At 68.4% G+C, this 15,248-nt stretch carries 16 protein-coding genes; 11 read left to right on the plus strand and 5 right to left on the minus strand.

Going from position 1 to position 15,248, the window contains the following annotated elements:
* The first annotated feature begins 135 nt into the window (after nucleotides 1-135).
* The gene (locus tag A5692_RS02100) at nucleotides 136-786 is read left to right on the plus strand and encodes a nitroreductase (protein ID WP_068051554.1); all 651 of its coding nucleotides are present in this window, start codon (nucleotides 136-138) and stop codon (nucleotides 784-786) included.
* 2 nt (nucleotides 787-788) lie between these two features.
* Here A5692_RS02100 and A5692_RS02105 read toward each other — a convergent pair whose 3' ends face one another.
* The 3 genes from A5692_RS02105 to A5692_RS02115 are packed head-to-tail and all read right to left on the minus strand — an operon-like array spanning nucleotide 789 to nucleotide 3,331.
* Complete coding sequence (locus tag A5692_RS02105; protein ID WP_068051556.1) at nucleotides 789-1,619, minus strand: oxidoreductase; 831 nt, start codon at nucleotides 1,617-1,619, stop codon at nucleotides 789-791.
* A 1-nt stretch (nucleotide 1,620) separates the two neighbouring features.
* On the minus strand, nucleotides 1,621-2,865 hold the full coding sequence (locus A5692_RS02110; protein ID WP_068051558.1) for a DUF1214 domain-containing protein: 1,245 nt from the start codon (nucleotides 2,863-2,865) through the stop codon (nucleotides 1,621-1,623).
* Nucleotides 2,866-2,887: 22 nt separating this feature from the next.
* Entirely contained in the window at nucleotides 2,888-3,331 is a 444-nt protein-coding gene (locus A5692_RS02115) for a nuclear transport factor 2 family protein (protein WP_068051560.1), read from the minus strand.
* 96 nt (nucleotides 3,332-3,427) lie between these two features.
* Between A5692_RS02115 and A5692_RS02120 the strand changes: the two genes are divergently transcribed.
* Complete coding sequence (locus A5692_RS02120) at nucleotides 3,428-4,318, plus strand: SDR family NAD(P)-dependent oxidoreductase (protein ID WP_068051580.1); 891 nt, start codon at nucleotides 3,428-3,430, stop codon at nucleotides 4,316-4,318.
* Between the two features lie 2 nt (nucleotides 4,319-4,320).
* Entirely contained in the window at nucleotides 4,321-5,142 is an 822-nt protein-coding gene (locus A5692_RS02125; RefSeq protein ID WP_068051562.1) for a mycofactocin-coupled SDR family oxidoreductase, read from the plus strand.
* A gap of 7 nt (nucleotides 5,143-5,149) precedes the next feature.
* Here A5692_RS02125 and rpmB read toward each other — a convergent pair whose 3' ends face one another.
* Nucleotides 5,150-5,344, minus strand: a complete 195-nt coding sequence (gene rpmB / locus A5692_RS02130; protein WP_046185726.1) for a 50S ribosomal protein L28 — start codon at nucleotides 5,342-5,344, stop codon at nucleotides 5,150-5,152.
* Nucleotides 5,345-5,615: 271 nt separating this feature from the next.
* Here rpmB and A5692_RS02135 point away from each other — a divergent pair, with 271 nt between their 5' ends.
* From A5692_RS02135 to A5692_RS02145, 3 genes are read left to right on the plus strand one after another with little or no spacing between them, the layout of a single operon-like run.
* A complete protein-coding gene (locus A5692_RS02135; RefSeq protein ID WP_068051584.1) occupies nucleotides 5,616-7,307 on the plus strand; it encodes a DAK2 domain-containing protein in 1,692 nt (563 codons plus the stop codon).
* A gap of 2 nt (nucleotides 7,308-7,309) precedes the next feature.
* Nucleotides 7,310-9,541 carry an ATP-dependent DNA helicase RecG gene (gene recG, locus A5692_RS02140; protein ID WP_068051564.1) on the plus strand — a complete coding sequence of 744 codons (2,232 nt, stop codon included), beginning with the start codon at nucleotides 7,310-7,312 and terminating at the stop codon, nucleotides 9,539-9,541.
* Entirely contained in the window at nucleotides 9,538-10,251 is a 714-nt protein-coding gene (locus A5692_RS02145; RefSeq protein ID WP_068051566.1) for an HNH endonuclease family protein, read from the plus strand. The genes recG and A5692_RS02145 overlap by 4 nt, the downstream gene beginning before the upstream one ends.
* 5 nt (nucleotides 10,252-10,256) lie before the next feature.
* Here the strand turns inward: A5692_RS02145 and A5692_RS02150 are convergent, their stop codons facing one another.
* Nucleotides 10,257-11,099, minus strand: a complete 843-nt coding sequence (locus A5692_RS02150; protein WP_197514321.1) for an aldo/keto reductase — start codon at nucleotides 11,097-11,099, stop codon at nucleotides 10,257-10,259.
* A 383-nt stretch (nucleotides 11,100-11,482) separates the two neighbouring features.
* Between A5692_RS02150 and A5692_RS02155 the strand changes: the two genes are divergently transcribed.
* From A5692_RS02155 to coaD, 5 genes are all read left to right on the plus strand, one after another.
* A complete protein-coding gene (locus A5692_RS02155; protein WP_068051570.1) occupies nucleotides 11,483-12,598 on the plus strand; it encodes an alpha/beta hydrolase in 1,116 nt (371 codons plus the stop codon).
* Nucleotides 12,599-12,696: 98 nt separating this feature from the next.
* Nucleotides 12,697-13,461, plus strand: a complete 765-nt coding sequence (locus A5692_RS02160) for a DsbA family protein (RefSeq protein WP_068051572.1) — start codon at nucleotides 12,697-12,699, stop codon at nucleotides 13,459-13,461.
* A complete protein-coding gene (locus A5692_RS02165; RefSeq protein WP_068051574.1) occupies nucleotides 13,458-14,093 on the plus strand; it encodes a vitamin K epoxide reductase family protein in 636 nt (211 codons plus the stop codon). The genes A5692_RS02160 and A5692_RS02165 overlap by 4 nt, the downstream gene beginning before the upstream one ends.
* A 10-nt stretch (nucleotides 14,094-14,103) precedes the next feature.
* Nucleotides 14,104-14,658, plus strand: coding sequence for a 16S rRNA (guanine(966)-N(2))-methyltransferase RsmD (gene rsmD / locus A5692_RS02170; RefSeq protein ID WP_068051576.1), 555 nt, complete (start codon nucleotides 14,104-14,106; stop codon nucleotides 14,656-14,658).
* Between the two features lie 24 nt (nucleotides 14,659-14,682).
* Nucleotides 14,683-15,162, plus strand: coding sequence for a pantetheine-phosphate adenylyltransferase (gene coaD, locus A5692_RS02175; RefSeq protein WP_068051578.1), 480 nt, complete (start codon nucleotides 14,683-14,685; stop codon nucleotides 15,160-15,162).
* The last annotated feature ends 86 nt before the right edge of the window (nucleotides 15,163-15,248 follow it).

Raw genomic sequence — 15,248 nt, forward strand, 5'->3', positions numbered from 1 at the left:
AACCAACAGCTTTCACCACCCCGAAAGATTCCTCCGCGACACCGACGATGACGAACCCGTTTGAGGTGACGACCGGTTTCGCGCGGCCCATGCCGCGCTCCCGATTGCCGCTGGAGGCCCTGGGACCATGGGGCCATGTACGACCTCGAAGACACCATCCGCCAGCGGCATTCGACGCGGCTCTTTCTGCCTGACCCGGTGCCGCGCCACCTGGTGGAGGAGTCGCTGGAGCTGGCCGTGCGCGCGCCGTCGAACTCGAACGTGCAGCCCTGGCACATGGTGTTCGTCTCCGGTCCGGCCCGGGACCGGTTGGTCGCCGCCATGCTGGAAAAGGCGCGCTCCGAGCCGCCCAACGTGCCGCAGCTGCCCGCGGCGTTCGCTCATTTCCGGAGCGATACCGGCGCGCAGGTGTACGGCTCGATGGGCATTGCCCGCCACGACACCGAGGCCCGGCGCATCGCCGTGCTGCGCAACTGGGAGTTCTTCCGCGCGCCGCTGGGCGGCGTCGTGTGCATGCACCGCGATCTCGGTTACGCCGACAGCATGGGTGTCGGCATGTTCCTGCAGACGCTGCTGCTGGCCCTGACCGCCCGCGGTCTGGGGACCTGCGTACAGGTGGCGATCGCCGGCTATCCCGACGTCGTGCGCGAGCAGCTGAACATTCCGCCGGAGCTGAACATCCTGTGCGGGCTGGCGATCGGGTACTCCGATCCCGATTTCCCCGCCAACAACCTGCACATCGGGCGCGACGCCGTCGACCGGCACGCCGTCTTCCTCGACGAGTGAACTTACGGACCCTCGAAATTGACGTCCTTGGTGACGGACTTCCATTCCTCGATCGACGACGAGAACGCGGCGAGCTTGTCGCGCATGGCCTTGAGCACGTCGCGGCCCAGCAGCAGCCGTAGCGGCGGCTCGTCGAGCGTGGCCACCATCAGCACCGCGGCGGCGACCTTCTTCGGATCACCGGGGAGGTGATCGGCGAACTGCTTGATCAAATCCTTGCGCGCCGCCACGTCGACGTAATCGGCTATCGGCGTGCCGGTTTCCTTCATCGACCGCGTCGCCCAGTCGGTGCGGAAGGCGCCCGGTTCGATGGCGGTCACCTTGATGCCCAACGGCCGCACCTCGGTGGCGAGCGCCTCGGTGATCGCCTCCAGCGCGAACTTCGTCGACGAGTAATACGCGTTGGGCGGATTGGCGACCAGGCCGGTCATCGACGACATGTTGATGATGTGCCCGGAGCCGCGGGCACGCATGGCCGGCAGCACCGCCTTGATCATGTTGACAGCGCCAAAGTAGTTGACCTCGAACAGCTTCCGGACCTCGGCGTCCTCGCCCTCCTCCACGGCGGACAGGTAGCCGTGACCGGCGTTGTTGACCAGGACGTCGACGCCGCCGAACGCCGCATCGGCCGCCGACACCGCCGCCGCGATCTGGTCGGGGTCCGTCACGTCGAGGGCGACGGCCAGGGCGCGATCGCCGAACTCCTCGACGAGGTCGCGTACCGCGTCGGCCCGCCGCGCGGTCACCACCGCGTCGTGGCCCGCTTCCAGTGTGGCGCGCGCGATTTCGCGGCCGAAGCCGGTGGAGCATCCGGTGATCAGCCAGCGTGCCATCTCAGGCCGCCCCCTCCGGCAGGCGCCGCAGATACGCGGCTCGGCGCTCGGCGAGTTGGGCGGCCCGCTGCTGCGGACCCACCGGCGGCAGGTGCGGCACCTCGGCGTCGAGCCGGTCCAGTTTGACCACCCGCCCGCGCGCACCCAGGTCTTCGCGGGGACCCGCCGCGCCGAATTCCGCCATGCGCAGCGTCAGGATGCCCTCGCGCAGCCCGTCGGAGTCGATCCAGTTGGCCACGCCCGGATCGGTCGGGGATATCACGTAGGTGTAGCTGCCGTCCTCGTTGGCCACCGATTGCGCCTTGTTCAGGCTGCCGGTGCGGTCGAGGATGTCTAGCGTGGTGCCCCAGATGTTGCTCAGCGGCACCGTGAAGTACTCGGCGCCACCGTCGTTGAGGTCCACTACGAACGCCTCGTCGGGGCCGAGGTCGAAGCGGCCCATGACATAAACCTGGTTGCGCATGGCGCCGGACTTGTCGGCCGACCAGGCCAGGTCGAAATGGTTGGGCGGCATCTTGTAGACGCCGTGGCTGAGCTTGCCGGTGAAGTTGGCGAAGTACTCCATCATCGCCGCGGTGGCCTCGGCCTGTTCGTCGAGCGTGCGCGCGGGGGTCACCGGCGGGCCGCCGAGCCGTTGCACCTCAAGGTGATTGGGGTCGTCGCGGGCCCAGTCCAGCAGCACGTCGCGGATGTAGAACTCGTGCGCCGCGGGGGAGGTCTGCACGTGATTGGGCCGTCCGCCGGCGGGGTCGGCGTCCACGGTGATGGTGAAGCCGCCGTCGGAGTCGACCTGCATGGTGCGGCCGTTGAGCACGCCGACGGTGCCCATGTGGGCGTCCCACAACGTGAAGTAGTTCTCCGTCATCCGGTGCTCGCCCACCCGGCCGTGAATCTCGTAGCGCTCGTCGCCGGAGATCGGGATCACCCGGTACACGCTGTCGGGATTGTCGATGCCCCAACGTGATCCGGGGATGCGCCGGCCCCCGACGGGGTGCGCCAGCCGGGTGATGCAGCTGACCTTCGGCCGCAGCTTGTCCTGGTTGGACGACCACACCGCCGCCGAGAACATCACCTCGGCGAACGCGTCCTCGAACCGCTCCCGCATCGCCTCGGACGCCTTGGCCCGGCCCAGCCACGTCTCGGCCACCTTCCGAAGGGCGGCCTTGACGACTGGGTGCTCGATCAGGTCGAGGGCGGCCAGCTCCTGTTCGTGCTGGGATTTCGTCGCGACGGGGTGGTCAGGCATACGCTGCTCCTCGGCCACGCGCTCAGAACTTCAAATGCCGGCTGACGTCGCCGACCTGGTCGACGAACATGGTGCGGCTGTCGAATCGCCAGACGCCGTCCACCCGCGCAAAGGTGTCCTTGTAGTGCCCGGTCACGATCACCTGCAGCGGCAGGTCCGGCGTCGCCTGGGTGACGCAGTAGTACGACGTGCTGCGGGCGGTCCCCGCGGCCTCGTCGACGTACAGCTGCACGTTGGTGGTGTTGTGCTTGGTCTTGGGGGTGCCGTCTTCGTAGATCCGCGTGGCCATCTCGTACATCTCGCGCACCCGGGCGGACCCGGCGAACACCGTCTCCGGTGGGCCGTTCTCCACGCCGCAGATGCGGCCGTGTTCGAAGAGCCGGGCCACGCCATCCAGGTCGCCGCCGTCGAGAAGCTCGGCGTAGGTGTAGATCAGGTTGGTGATTTCTCGCGCGCTGTCACTCATGTGGAACCACCTGTCGAGCCGTCTCCTCCGCGTCCGCGAACAATGGTGGCAGAACCGGTCCAATTTACATAGAACCGACCATTACTCTTGATCGCCGTGACGTTACCTTGGACCCCGAGCCGGCTCGACGACCTGACCGGCAAACGAATCATTGTGACCGGAGCGACCAACGGCGTCGGGCTGGGCACCGCCCGCGCCCTGGCGAAAGCCGGCGCGCACGTGATCCTGGCGGTGCGCAACACCGAGTTGGGTGAGCAACGCGCGGCCGAAATGGGCGGATCGACCGAAGTGGCCAAGGTCGACCTCGCCGACCAGTCCTCGGTGCGGGCGTTCGCCTCGTCGATCCCCGACGACATCGACATCCTGATCAACAACGCCGGCGCGCTGACCGAGCGCCGTACCGACACGGTCGACGGTTACGAGAAGACACTGGGCACCAACCTGCTCGGGCCGTTCGCGCTGACCAATCTGTTGCTGCCCAAAGTCCGAACCCAGATCATCAACGTCGGCTCCGACGCGCACCGCTCGGCGCAGCTGCACCTCGATGACCTGCACCTGCGCCGGCACAAGTGGACGCGGCTGGGCGCGTATGCGCAATCGAAGCTCGCGGTCATGCTCTGGGGCCTGGAGCTGGACCGCAGGCTACGTGCCGCCGGATCCGCGGTCGTCACTCAGCTCACCCATCCGGGGTGGGTGGCATCGAACCTGTCGCAGCTCGGCGACTCGCCGGTGATGTCGGTGGCCCACAAAGTGGTCAAGGTGGTGGCCGACCGGCTGGCCAACGACATCGACGAAGGCGCGGCGCCCACGCTGTACTGCATCAGCGAACCGCTACCGCCGGGCAGCTACGTCGGGGTCACCGGTAGGTTCGGCCTGCGCGGCGGGCCGGTGCTGATCGGCCGCTCGCCGGTCGCCTGCGACTACGACACGGCCGCCCGCCTGGTGGCCTTCGCCGAGCAAGAGACCGGCACGAAGCTGGAGGTGTAGTCATGGGTGAACTCGACAACAAGGTCGCCGTCATCACCGGTGCGGCGCGCGGCCAGGGCCGCAGTCACGCGGTGGCCTTCGCCGAACAGGGCGCCGACATCATCGCCGTGGACATCTGCGCCGATATCGACGCGATTCCCTACCCGCTGGGCACCAAATCGGATCTCGACGAGACCGCGCGGCTGGTCGAAGCCACCGGCCGCAAGGTGGCGCCCGTCGTCGCCGATGTCCGCGACCTGCCGCAATTGGAGGCCGCGGTGCAACGCGGAATCGACGACCTCGGGGAGGTGGACATCGTCGTCGCCAACGCCGGGGTGGTGGCGATCGGTGACCCGGAAGCCCATTCCGAACCGGTGTTCAACACGATCGTCGACACCAACCTCAAGGGGGTGTGGCACACGTTGCTGGCGACGGTGCCCTCGATCATCCGCAAGGGCCGGGGCGGGTCGATCGTGCTGGTCAGCTCCTCGCAGGGGCTGACGGGCCGGGGCGGCGACGGCAGTGCGGCGATGTTCGCCTACGCCGCGTCCAAGCACGGGGTGGTCGGGTTGATGCGGTCAGCGGCCAATGCCTATGCGCCACACAAGATCCGGGTCAACTCGGTGCATCCGAGCGGCGTCATGACGCCGATGATCCTCAACGACTTCGTCGTCAACCGAATGCTGGAGAACCCGAACCCGGCCGTCTCGCAGATGCTGCTGCCCGACGTGCCGCTGGTCGAAGCGCAAGACGTGACGGAGGCGGTGCTGTGGCTGGTCGGTCCCCGTGCTCGCTACGTGACGGGCGTGTCGATACCCGTCGACGCCGGGCACATCGTGATGTAGCCCCGGACTAGCCCCGGACGACCTTGCCGGCCTTGATGCAGGACGTGCAGACGTTCAGGCGCTGCTTGTTGCCGCCCGGGCGGGTGACAACGTGCACGGTCTGGACGTTCGGGTCCCACCGGCGGCTGGTGCGGCGGTGGGAGTGCGACACCGACTTACCGAAGCCGGGGCCTTTCCCGCAGATGTCGCACACAGCGGCCATTGTTCAAGCTCCTCAAATCTCGGGGGTCCGGCTCGGCGGTCTCACACGTGGCCGGGACATCCCGGGTTGACCCGGGCCCAACCAGGATAGGCGATTGTCGCGGCTACCACCAAAACGATCAGCACCTTTGTCGTCGCGCCTGGCTAGGCTCAATGGGCCGGGCGGCCCCGCCGGCGGGTGGTGGTCACGGGCAGTCGTCGGCCGAGTCGCCGAGCTACGCTGGCGCCCACCGGGGGCTGGGCACCGGCAGGCACCGAGGAGGTGGATCACACTGGGACCGTCGGAGCGTCGACTGGACGCGACCACCTTGCGGGACTGGGCGCACACCGCCGTCAGCGACCTCATCACCCACATCGACGAGATCAACCGGCTCAACGTCTTCCCGGTCGCCGATTCCGACACCGGCGCCAACATGCTGTTCACGATGCGTTCGGCGCTGGCCGAGGCCAGCGCCGGCCTCGGTTCCGAGGGCGGGTCGGCGTGCGTCGCCAAGGCCGCCGCAGCCATGTCGGCGGGCGCCCTGAACGGGGCCCGCGGCAACTCCGGCGTGATCCTGTCGCAGATCCTGCGCGGGATCGCCGACGTCACCGCAGTCGCGGCCGCCGATTCCGGCGGTGAGCTGTCCCAGATCGACGCCGCCCTGCTCGGGGCGTCGCTGCGGCGCGGCGTCGACCTGGTCATCACGTCGATGGGCGGGCAGGAGATCCCCGGAACCATCGTCTCGGTGCTGCGCGCCGCCGCCGAAGCCGTCGCGGAGTGCGCCCAGGCCGGGGAGGACCTCGCCTCGGCGATCGTCGCCGCCGGTGACGCGGCGGTCGTGGCGCTGGAGAAGACGCCCGAGCAGCTCGACGTGCTGGCCGACGCCGGGGCCGTGGACGCGGGCGGGCGCGGCCTGCTGGTACTGCTGGACGCCCTGCGCACCACCGTCACCGGGCAGGCGCCCGCCCGCACCGTATACGAGCTGTCGCCGCGCGCGCCGCAGCCGCAGGGCGCCGCGGAACGCCCCGCGCCGCAATTCGAGGTGATGTACCGGCTGGAGGGCTGCGATCCGGCCGCCGCCGGCGCGCTGCGCGACCGGCTCGGCGAGCTGGGCGACTCCGTGGGTATCGCCGCCGCCACGTCGTCGTCGCAGCGCTCGTACTCGGTGCACGTGCACACCGACGACGCCGGCGCCGCGGTCGAGGCGGGGCTGGCCGCGGGACGGCTGAGCCGCATCGTGATTTCGGCGTTGAGCTCCGGCGCCACCGGGTTGCCGGCCGGCGGCTGGACGCGGGAACGCGCGGTGCTCGCCGTCGTCGACGGGGAGGGCGCCGCCGAGCTGTTCGGCGGGGAAGGCGCCTGCGTGCTGCAGTGCGATCCGGCCGCGGGCGACCCGGTCACCAACATCAGCGCCCACCAGCTGATGCGGGCGGTGGTCGACACCGGTGCCGCGCAGGTGATGGTGCTGCCCAACGGGTACGTGCCGGCCGAGGAGCTGGTGGCCGGGTGCACGGCGGCCATCGGCTGGGGCATCGATGTGGTCCCGATCCCGACGGGATCGATGGTGCAGGGGCTGGCCGCGCTGGCCGTGCACGAAAACGACCGGCAGGCGGTGGACGACGGTTACACCATGGCGCGCGCCGCCGGCGCGGCCCGGCACGGTTCGGTGCGCGTCGCGACCGAGAGCGCGCTGACCTGGGCGGGTCGCTGCCAGCCGGGCGACGGCTTGGGCATCGCGGGCGATGAGGTGCTGATCGTGGCCGCCGACCCGACCGCGGCGGCGATCGGCCTGCTCGATCTGCTGCTGGCCTCCGGCGGCGACCTGGTGACGGTGCTGGTGGGCGTCGGCATCGAAACCGAAGATGCGGCCGCGGCCCTGGGCGAGACCCTGGAAGAACACATGCACGACCACCACCCGGGGACCGAGCTGGTCACCTACCGGACCGGCCACCGCGGTGACGCGCTGTTGATCGGGGTCGAGTAGCAGTGGCGTCCCTGGGCGACCGGCTGGACTTCGTGGTGGGCGCCAAGGCCGCCGATCAGCTCGACGAGGAGCTGGGCATCCGCACGGTCGACGATCTGCTGCGCCACTATCCGCGTAGCTACACCGAGGGCGCGACCCGTTGGGACGCCGACCACCAGCGCCCGCCGGCCGGTGAGCACATCACGATCGTCGACACGATCGCCGAAACCAAGACCTGGCCGATGAAGAAGACCCCGAAGAAGGATTGCCACCGCATCACCCTGGGTTCCGGGCGCAACAAGGTGACCGCGACCTTCTTCAACGCCAATTACCTGAAGAAGGACCTGACCAAGGGCACCAAGGTGATGCTTTCCGGGGAGGTCGGGTTCTTCAAGGACGTCATGCAGCTGACCCATCCGGCGTTCCTCATCCTCGACTCCCCGGACGGCAAGAACCGCGGCACCAGTTCGCTGAAGAACATCGCCATCGCCTCGCAGGCCACCACCGGCGAGCTGCAGATGGCGGCGTTCGAGCGGGCGTTCTTTCCCATCTATCCGGCGACGACCAAGGTGCAGAGCTGGGACATCTTCCGGTGCGTGCGCCAGGTGCTCGACGTCCTCGATCCGGTGGAAGACCCGTTACCCGCCGATCTGCGCGACCGGTACCACCTGGTCTCCGAGGATCGCGCGTTGCGTGACATCCATCTGGCCGAGGACGAGGCGACGCGCATGCGGGCGCGGGAACGCCTGACCTTCGACGAGGCCGTCGGGTTGCAGTGGGCGCTGGTCGCCCGGCGGCACAGCGAGCTGTCGGAATCGGGGCCGCCGGCGCCGCCGCGCTCCGACGGCCTGTCCGCGGAACTGCTGGGGCGGCTGCCGTTCGAGCTGACCGCGGGACAACGCGACGTGCTCGACGTGTTCGCCAGGGAGCTGTCGGCGACCCGGCCGATGAACCGCCTGCTGCAGGGCGAGGTCGGGTCCGGGAAGACCATCGTCGCGGTGCTGGCGATGCTGCAGCTGGTCGACGCCGGTTACCAGTGCGCGCTGCTGGCGCCCACGGAAGTCCTTGCCGCCCAACATCTTCGATCGATCACCGACGTGCTGGGGCCGTTGGCGATGGCGGGCCAGCTGGGCGGTGCGGACAGTGAAGGTGGGGTGGCCACCCGGGTCGCGCTGCTCACCGGTTCGATGACCGCGGCGCGAAAGAAGCAGGTCCGTGACGAGGTGGCGAACGGTCAGGCCGGGATCGTCGTCGGCACCCATGCGCTGTTGCAGGACGCGGTGGAGTTCCACAACCTGGGCATGGTGGTGGTCGACGAGCAACACCGGTTCGGCGTCGAACAGCGAGACCAGTTGCGGGCCAAGGCCCGTCCCGGTGTCACACCGCACCTGCTGGTGATGACGGCCACGCCGATACCGCGCACGGTCGCGCTGACCGTCTACGGCGATCTGGAAACCTCGACGCTGCGCGAGCTTCCGCGCGGACGCCAGCCGATCACCAGCAACGTCATCTTCGTCAAGGACAAGCCGGCGTGGCTCGAGCGGGCCTGGCGGCGCATCATCGAAGAGGTCGCCGCCGGCCGCCAGGCCTACGTGGTGGCGCCGCGGATCGACGAGAACGACGACCCGGACAAGCAGGAGCAGAACGCCAAACCGTCGGAAACCGCCGTGGGACTCTACGAACGGTTGCGCTCGGGGGAGTTGTCCGGCCTGCGGCTCGGCCTGATGCACGGGCGGTTGTCCGCCGACGAGAAGGACGCCGCGATGGCGGCGTTTCGGGCCGGTGAGATCGATGTGCTGGTGTGTACCACCGTCATCGAGGTGGGCGTGGACGTCCCCAATGCCACCGTGATGCTGGTGATGGATGCCGACCGCTTCGGCATCAGCCAATTGCATCAGCTGCGGGGCCGCATCGGCCGCGGCCAACATCCGAGCTTGTGTCTGCTCGCCAGCTGGGTGTCACCGCAGTCACCGGCGGGCAAGCGGCTCTCCGCCGTCGCCTCAACCTTGGACGGGTTCGCGCTCGCCGACCTGGACCTCAAGGAGCGCCGCGAGGGAGACGTCCTGGGCCGCAACCAGTCCGGTCGCGCCATCAATCTGCGGCTGCTGTCGTTGGCCGATCACCGCGACGTCATCGAGGCGGCGCGCGACTTCTGCGTCCGAACGTACGCCGACAACCCGGCAAGTCCCGAACTGGCTTTGCTGGCAGCACCTTTCGTCAACACCGACCGGATCGAATACCTGGACAAATCGTGAACCGCAAGGTGCTGCTGTGGTTGTCCGCGGTCGCGGCGCTGGCACTGGTGGTGGCCTACCAGACGGTCGGGTCCTCGGCGGCAAGGCACGCGGACGAATACGCGGCGCGCGCCGACGTCCCGACCGTGCAGCCGGGCACCGATGTGCTCGCGGGTATCGCGGTGCTGCCGCTGCGGGCGCACCGGTATGACTACCGCAGGGCCGCGTTCGGCGACGCGTGGACCGACGACAACGACGCCCCGATGGGGCACAACGGGTGCGACACCCGCGATGACATCCTCAACCGCGACCTCGTCGACAAGACGTACGTGTCGACCAAGCGATGCCCGGACGCGGTGGCCACCGGCACCCTGCACGATCCGTACACCAACAAGACCATCGCCTTTGCGCGCGGCGCCAAGGTCGGCGAGGCGGTGCAGATCGACCACATCGTCCCGCTCGCCTACGCCTGGGACATGGGCGCCTACGCCTGGCCGGCCGACGAGCGGCTGCGGTTCGCCAACGATCCGGCAAACCTGCTGGCCGTCGACGGGCAGGCGAATCAGGACAAGGGCGACGCGGCGCCCGCGCAGTGGATGCCGCCGAACGCCGCGTTCGCCTGTCAATACGCCATGCAGTTCATCGCGGTGCTGCGCGGCTACGCGCTACCGGTGGACCAGCCGTCGACGGGGGTTCTGCGTCAGGCGGCCGCCACCTGCCCGGCAGGCTAGCTGTACTAGCCCTCGAAGGTGTTGGGGTCCGGGCGCAACCTGGTGCCGTCGTTGAGCCCGTTGATCGCGTCCATGTGCTCGGCGGCCAACTCGAAGTCGAACACGTCGAGGTTCCCGGCGATGTGCTCGGGCTTGGCCGACCGGAAGACCACCGCGTTGCCCAGCTGTAGGTTCCACCGCAGCAGCACCTGCGCGGGAGTCTTGCCGTACTCGCCGGCGACCGAGGTCAGCGTCGGGTTGTCTATCAGCTTGCCCAGCGCCAACGGCGTGTAGGCCTGGGTGACGACGTTGTGCTCGGCGTCGGCTTTGCGGATCTCGGCCTGATTGAGCAGCGGGTGCAATTCGACCTGGTTGACCGCCGGCGTGACGAAGGTCAGGTCGATGACGTCGGTGACATGCACTTCGGTGAAGTTCGAGACGCCGATCGAGCGGGCCAGCCCATCCCCGCGGCACTGGATCAGCCCGCCGAACGAGTTCACGTACTCACCCCGTGCCGGCACGGGCCAGTGAATCAGGTACAGGTCGAGGTAATCCAGGCCGAGGCGCTCCAGGCTTTCCTTGCAAGCCTCTATCGATCGCAGGAACCCGTGGTCGGCGCTGGCCAGTTTGGTGGTGACGAACAGTTCCGCGCGGGGGATCCCGGAGGCCGCGATGGCGCGGCCGACGGCCGCTTCGTTGCCGTAGGCGGCGGCGGTGTCGATCAGCCGGCAGCCCATCTCCAGCGCAGCCGAGACCGCGCGTTCGGTCTCGTCTTCCGATAAGTCCGCGACGCCGAGGCCAAGCACCGGCATCGTGTTTTCGTCATTAAGCGCTACAGAGGGCACGGCAGCGCCCGACTCGCCAGCCAATGTCATTCACCTGCCTGTGAAATTGAAGGGTCGTGGGGCCAACCTGATGCCATCATCGAGCGAGGAGATCGACATTGCATCGGCGCCGAGTCCCAGGCGCTGAGTTCGAAATCGAACACGTCGAAGCTGCTCGCAATCCGTTAGGCGGTTCGGCTAGGGGATCACGATATTACCGGCCTGGAAAATACCACCTCATCAACGCCGCGGCGGCGCGCGGTGATATCCGGCCCTGGTCCGCATTTCACAAATTCCGCACCACGTAGAGTTGGTCACACGGCGCAACGGAACCGGTAACCGGCCTGCCGGTAGGCGCGCAGCCCGGCACGAGCCGCACCCGCTCGGTGGCCGCCGGGCCCGAAAGACGTTCAACCGAGGGAGTGTCCATGACCAAGAGCGTGCCCGCGCCCGACCTTCACCTCGGTGTGAAACACCCGCCCATGCGCCTGGCCAGTCGCATGCAGGGCGCCGTATCCACGATCGGTGTCAAGGTCATTCCGTGGATCCCGACACCCGCCAAACGTGCGCTGTTCGGGGGCCGCTCGGTGAGCATCGACGGCAACACGCTGGATCCCACGCTTCAGCTGATGCTCTCCGGTCTGCGGGCGGTCGGAATCGACGGCCTGGTCGTCGACGACGACCCAGCTGCGTCGCGCGCTCAGATGCGCCAGCTGTCGCTCGAACTTCCCGGCCCGCAGATCCACGTCGACGTCGACGACCTGTCGTTGCCCGGGCCGGCCGGCGACATCCCCGCGCGGCACTACCGTCCCGCCAACGCGGCGTCCGCACCGCTGCTGGTCTTCTATCACGGCGGCGGCTGGTCCATCGGCGACTTGGACTCCTACGACGCGCTGTGCCGGTTGACGTGCCGCGATGCCGGCATCCACGTGCTGTCGATCGACTACCGCCTGGCCCCCGAGCACCCGGCCCCGGCCGCGGTCGAGGACGCGTACGCCGCCTTCCGGTGGGCGCACGACCACCCCGAGGAGCTCGGCGCCGCACCCGGCCGGGTCGCCGTCGGCGGCGACAGCGCGGGCGGCAACCTGGCCGCCGTCGTCTGTCAGATGGCGCGCGACGAGGGCGCGCCCGCCCCCGTGCTGCAGTGGCTGATCTACCCGCGCACCGACTTCACCACGCAGACCCGCTCGCTGAGCCTGTTCGCCCGCGGGTTCCTGCTGACCAAGCGCGACATCGATTGGTTCGAGTCGCAATACCTGCGCCGTTCGAGCGTCGACCGGGCGGATCCACGGGTATCGCCGCTGCTGGCCGAGTCGTTGGCCGGGCTCGCCCCGGCGCTGATCGCGGTCGCGGGTTTCGATCCGCTGCGCGACGAAGGCGAGAGCTATGCGGCGGCCCTGCAGGCCGCCGGAACCCCGGTCGATCTGCGGTGCATGGGTTCGTTGACGCATGGCTTCGCCAACCTGTTCCAGCTTGGTGGCGGCAGTGCCGCCGCGACCACCGAGTTGATTTCGGCTCTGCGTGCCCACCTGAGCCGGGTCTGACCTGTCGCGCGGTCGGCGCCGGTACCCTAGAGGCGCCCACGAACGATTTGACGCCCACCGACGATTGACAACCCGAGTACCGAAGGATCACGCAGACTGTGGCCGACAAACCCAAACGCCCCCCGCGCTTTGACATGAAGGCCGCCGACGGTAAATCGGGCCGGCTGATCCAGATCGGTGGGACCGCCCTCGTCGTCATCTTCCTGGTCGCCGTCGTCTCGTACATCGTGGTCACGCACCACAAGAAGACTGCCGCCATCGGTGGGGGCGACACGGTGCGCGTGACGTCGAGCAAGCTGGTCACCCAGCCCGGTACCAGCAATCCCAAGGCCGTGGTCACGTTCTACGAGGACTTCCTGTGCCCGGCCTGCGGCAACTTTGAGCGCACGTTCGGTCCGACGGTGTCCAGGCTCATCGACGTCGGCGCCATTGCGGCGGACTACTCCATGGTGTCGATCCTCGACAACGCCAGGAACCAGAACTACTCCTCGCGGGCGGGTGCCGCGGCGCTCTGCGTGGCCGACGAGTCCCTTGACGCGTTCCGACGGTTCCACACCGCGCTGTACACCACCGACCTGCAGCCCAGCGAACGCGGCACCAGCTTCCCGGACAACGCCCGGTTGATCGAGCTGGCCCGGGAGGCCGGCGTCGTCGGCAAGGTGCCCGACTGCATCAACAGCGGCAAGTACATCGCGAAGGTCACCGCTGAGGCGTCGGCCGCCAAGATCAACGCCACGCCGACCATCAAGATCAACGGCGACGACTACGACCCGTCGACACCCGACGCCCTGGTGGCGAAGATCAAGAGCATCGTGGGCGACGTGCCGGGCATCGACGGCGCCGTGGCCCCCCCGGCCGCGTGACGACACCGGTGTCAGCCGAAACCGGCGACCTGACACCGCAATCGCGTCCCGAAGCGGGAGTACCGGCGCCCAGCGCGTGGTGGGTGCTGATCGCCGGCGTGATCGGCCTGGCTGCCTCCGCGACGCTGACGGTGGAGAAGATCGACCTCCTGCTCAACCCGGCGTATGTGCCGTCGTGCAACTTCAACCCGATCCTGTCGTGCGGCTCGGTGATGGTCACCCCGCAGGCGTCGGTGCTGGGATTCCCCAACCCGCTACTGGGCCTGGTGGCGTTCACCGTGGTGGTCGTCACCGGACTGCTCGCGGTGACGAAAGTGTCTTTGCCGCAATGGTATTGGATAGGGCAAACGATCGGCCTGGTGATCGGTGCGGTGTTCGTGCACTGGTTGATCTTCCAGAGCCTGTACAGGATCGGCGCGTTGTGCCCGTATTGCATGGTCGTCTGGGCGGCCACCATCACGCTGCTGGTGGTCGTCGCGTCCATCACCTGCCGTCCGGCGCTGCAACGCCCGGGGCATGGTGTGGCGGGGGTGCTGTACCAATGGCGCTGGTCCGTCACCGCGCTCTGGTTCACTGCCGTGTTCCTGCTGATCATGGCGCGGTTCTGGGACTATTGGTCGACGCTGCTGTAAGTGGTGGCAGGTGACCCGGATCATCGGCGGCGCGGCGGGTGGCCGGCGGATCACCGTCCCGCCGCGGGGGACCAGACCCACCACCGATCGAGTGCGCGAGTCGCTCTTCAACATCCTGACCGCGCGCCATGACCTGACCGGCGCCGCGGTGCTGGACCTCTACGCCGGTTCGGGCGCACTGGGATTGGAGGCGTTGTCTCGCGGGGCCGCCTCGGCGTTGTTCGTGGAATCGGATCAGCGCAGCGCGTCGGTCATCGCACGCAACGTCGACGCCCTGGGTCTGGCCGGTGCGGTGGTGCGCCGCGGCGCGGTGGCAACCGTTTTGGCGGCCGGGACCGCGAGGCCGGTCGACCTCGTGCTGGCCGACCCGCCCTACGCCGTCGAGTCCGCCGAGATAGAAGCCATGCTGGCGGCTTTGGTCACGCATGGCTGGGCGGCCGCCGGAACCGTGGCGGTGGTGGAGCGCGCGGCGACCGGTGCGCCGTTGACCTGGCCGGCCGGCTGGTCCGTGTGGCCGCCGCGCGTGTACGGCGACACCCGGCTGGAGATGGCCGAACGACTCTGAGGCGGGCGTGTACCGTCTTTCGTCATGAGTGGCGCGGTATGCCCGGGGTCGTTTGATCCAGTGACGTTGGGCCACATCGACGTCTTCGAACGGGCGTCGGCCCAGTTCGATGAGGTGGTGGTGGCGATCCTGACCAATCCCGCCAAGAAGGGCATGTTCGACCTCGATGAGCGGATCGCGATGATCACCGAGTCGACGACGCATCTGCCGAACCTTCGGGTCGAGGCCGGGCAGGGCCTGGTGGTGGACTTCGTCAGGTCGCAGGGCATGACCGCCATCGTCAAGGGGCTACGCACCGGCACCGATTTCGAATACGAGTTGCAGATGGCGCAGATGAACAAACACATCGCCGGCGTCGACACGTTTTTCGTCGCGACGACACCGCGGTACTCGTTCGTGTCGTCCTCATTGGCCAAAGAGGTTGCCATACTTGGCGGCGACGTCTCGGAGCTACTGCCCGAGCCGGTCAACCGCCGGCTGCGCGAGAAGCTCGCCCGCTCCTAAAGCATTGCGCCGCAACCGATGCCAACGGCTACGGCTCGTCGTCGTCGTGCCGTAGGAGTTTTTCGGGGTGGTGGTAGGGGTTGGTG

Source organism: Mycobacterium sp. E342 (genome assembly GCF_001667665.1).
Lineage (GTDB): Bacteria > Actinomycetota > Actinomycetes > Mycobacteriales > Mycobacteriaceae > Mycobacterium.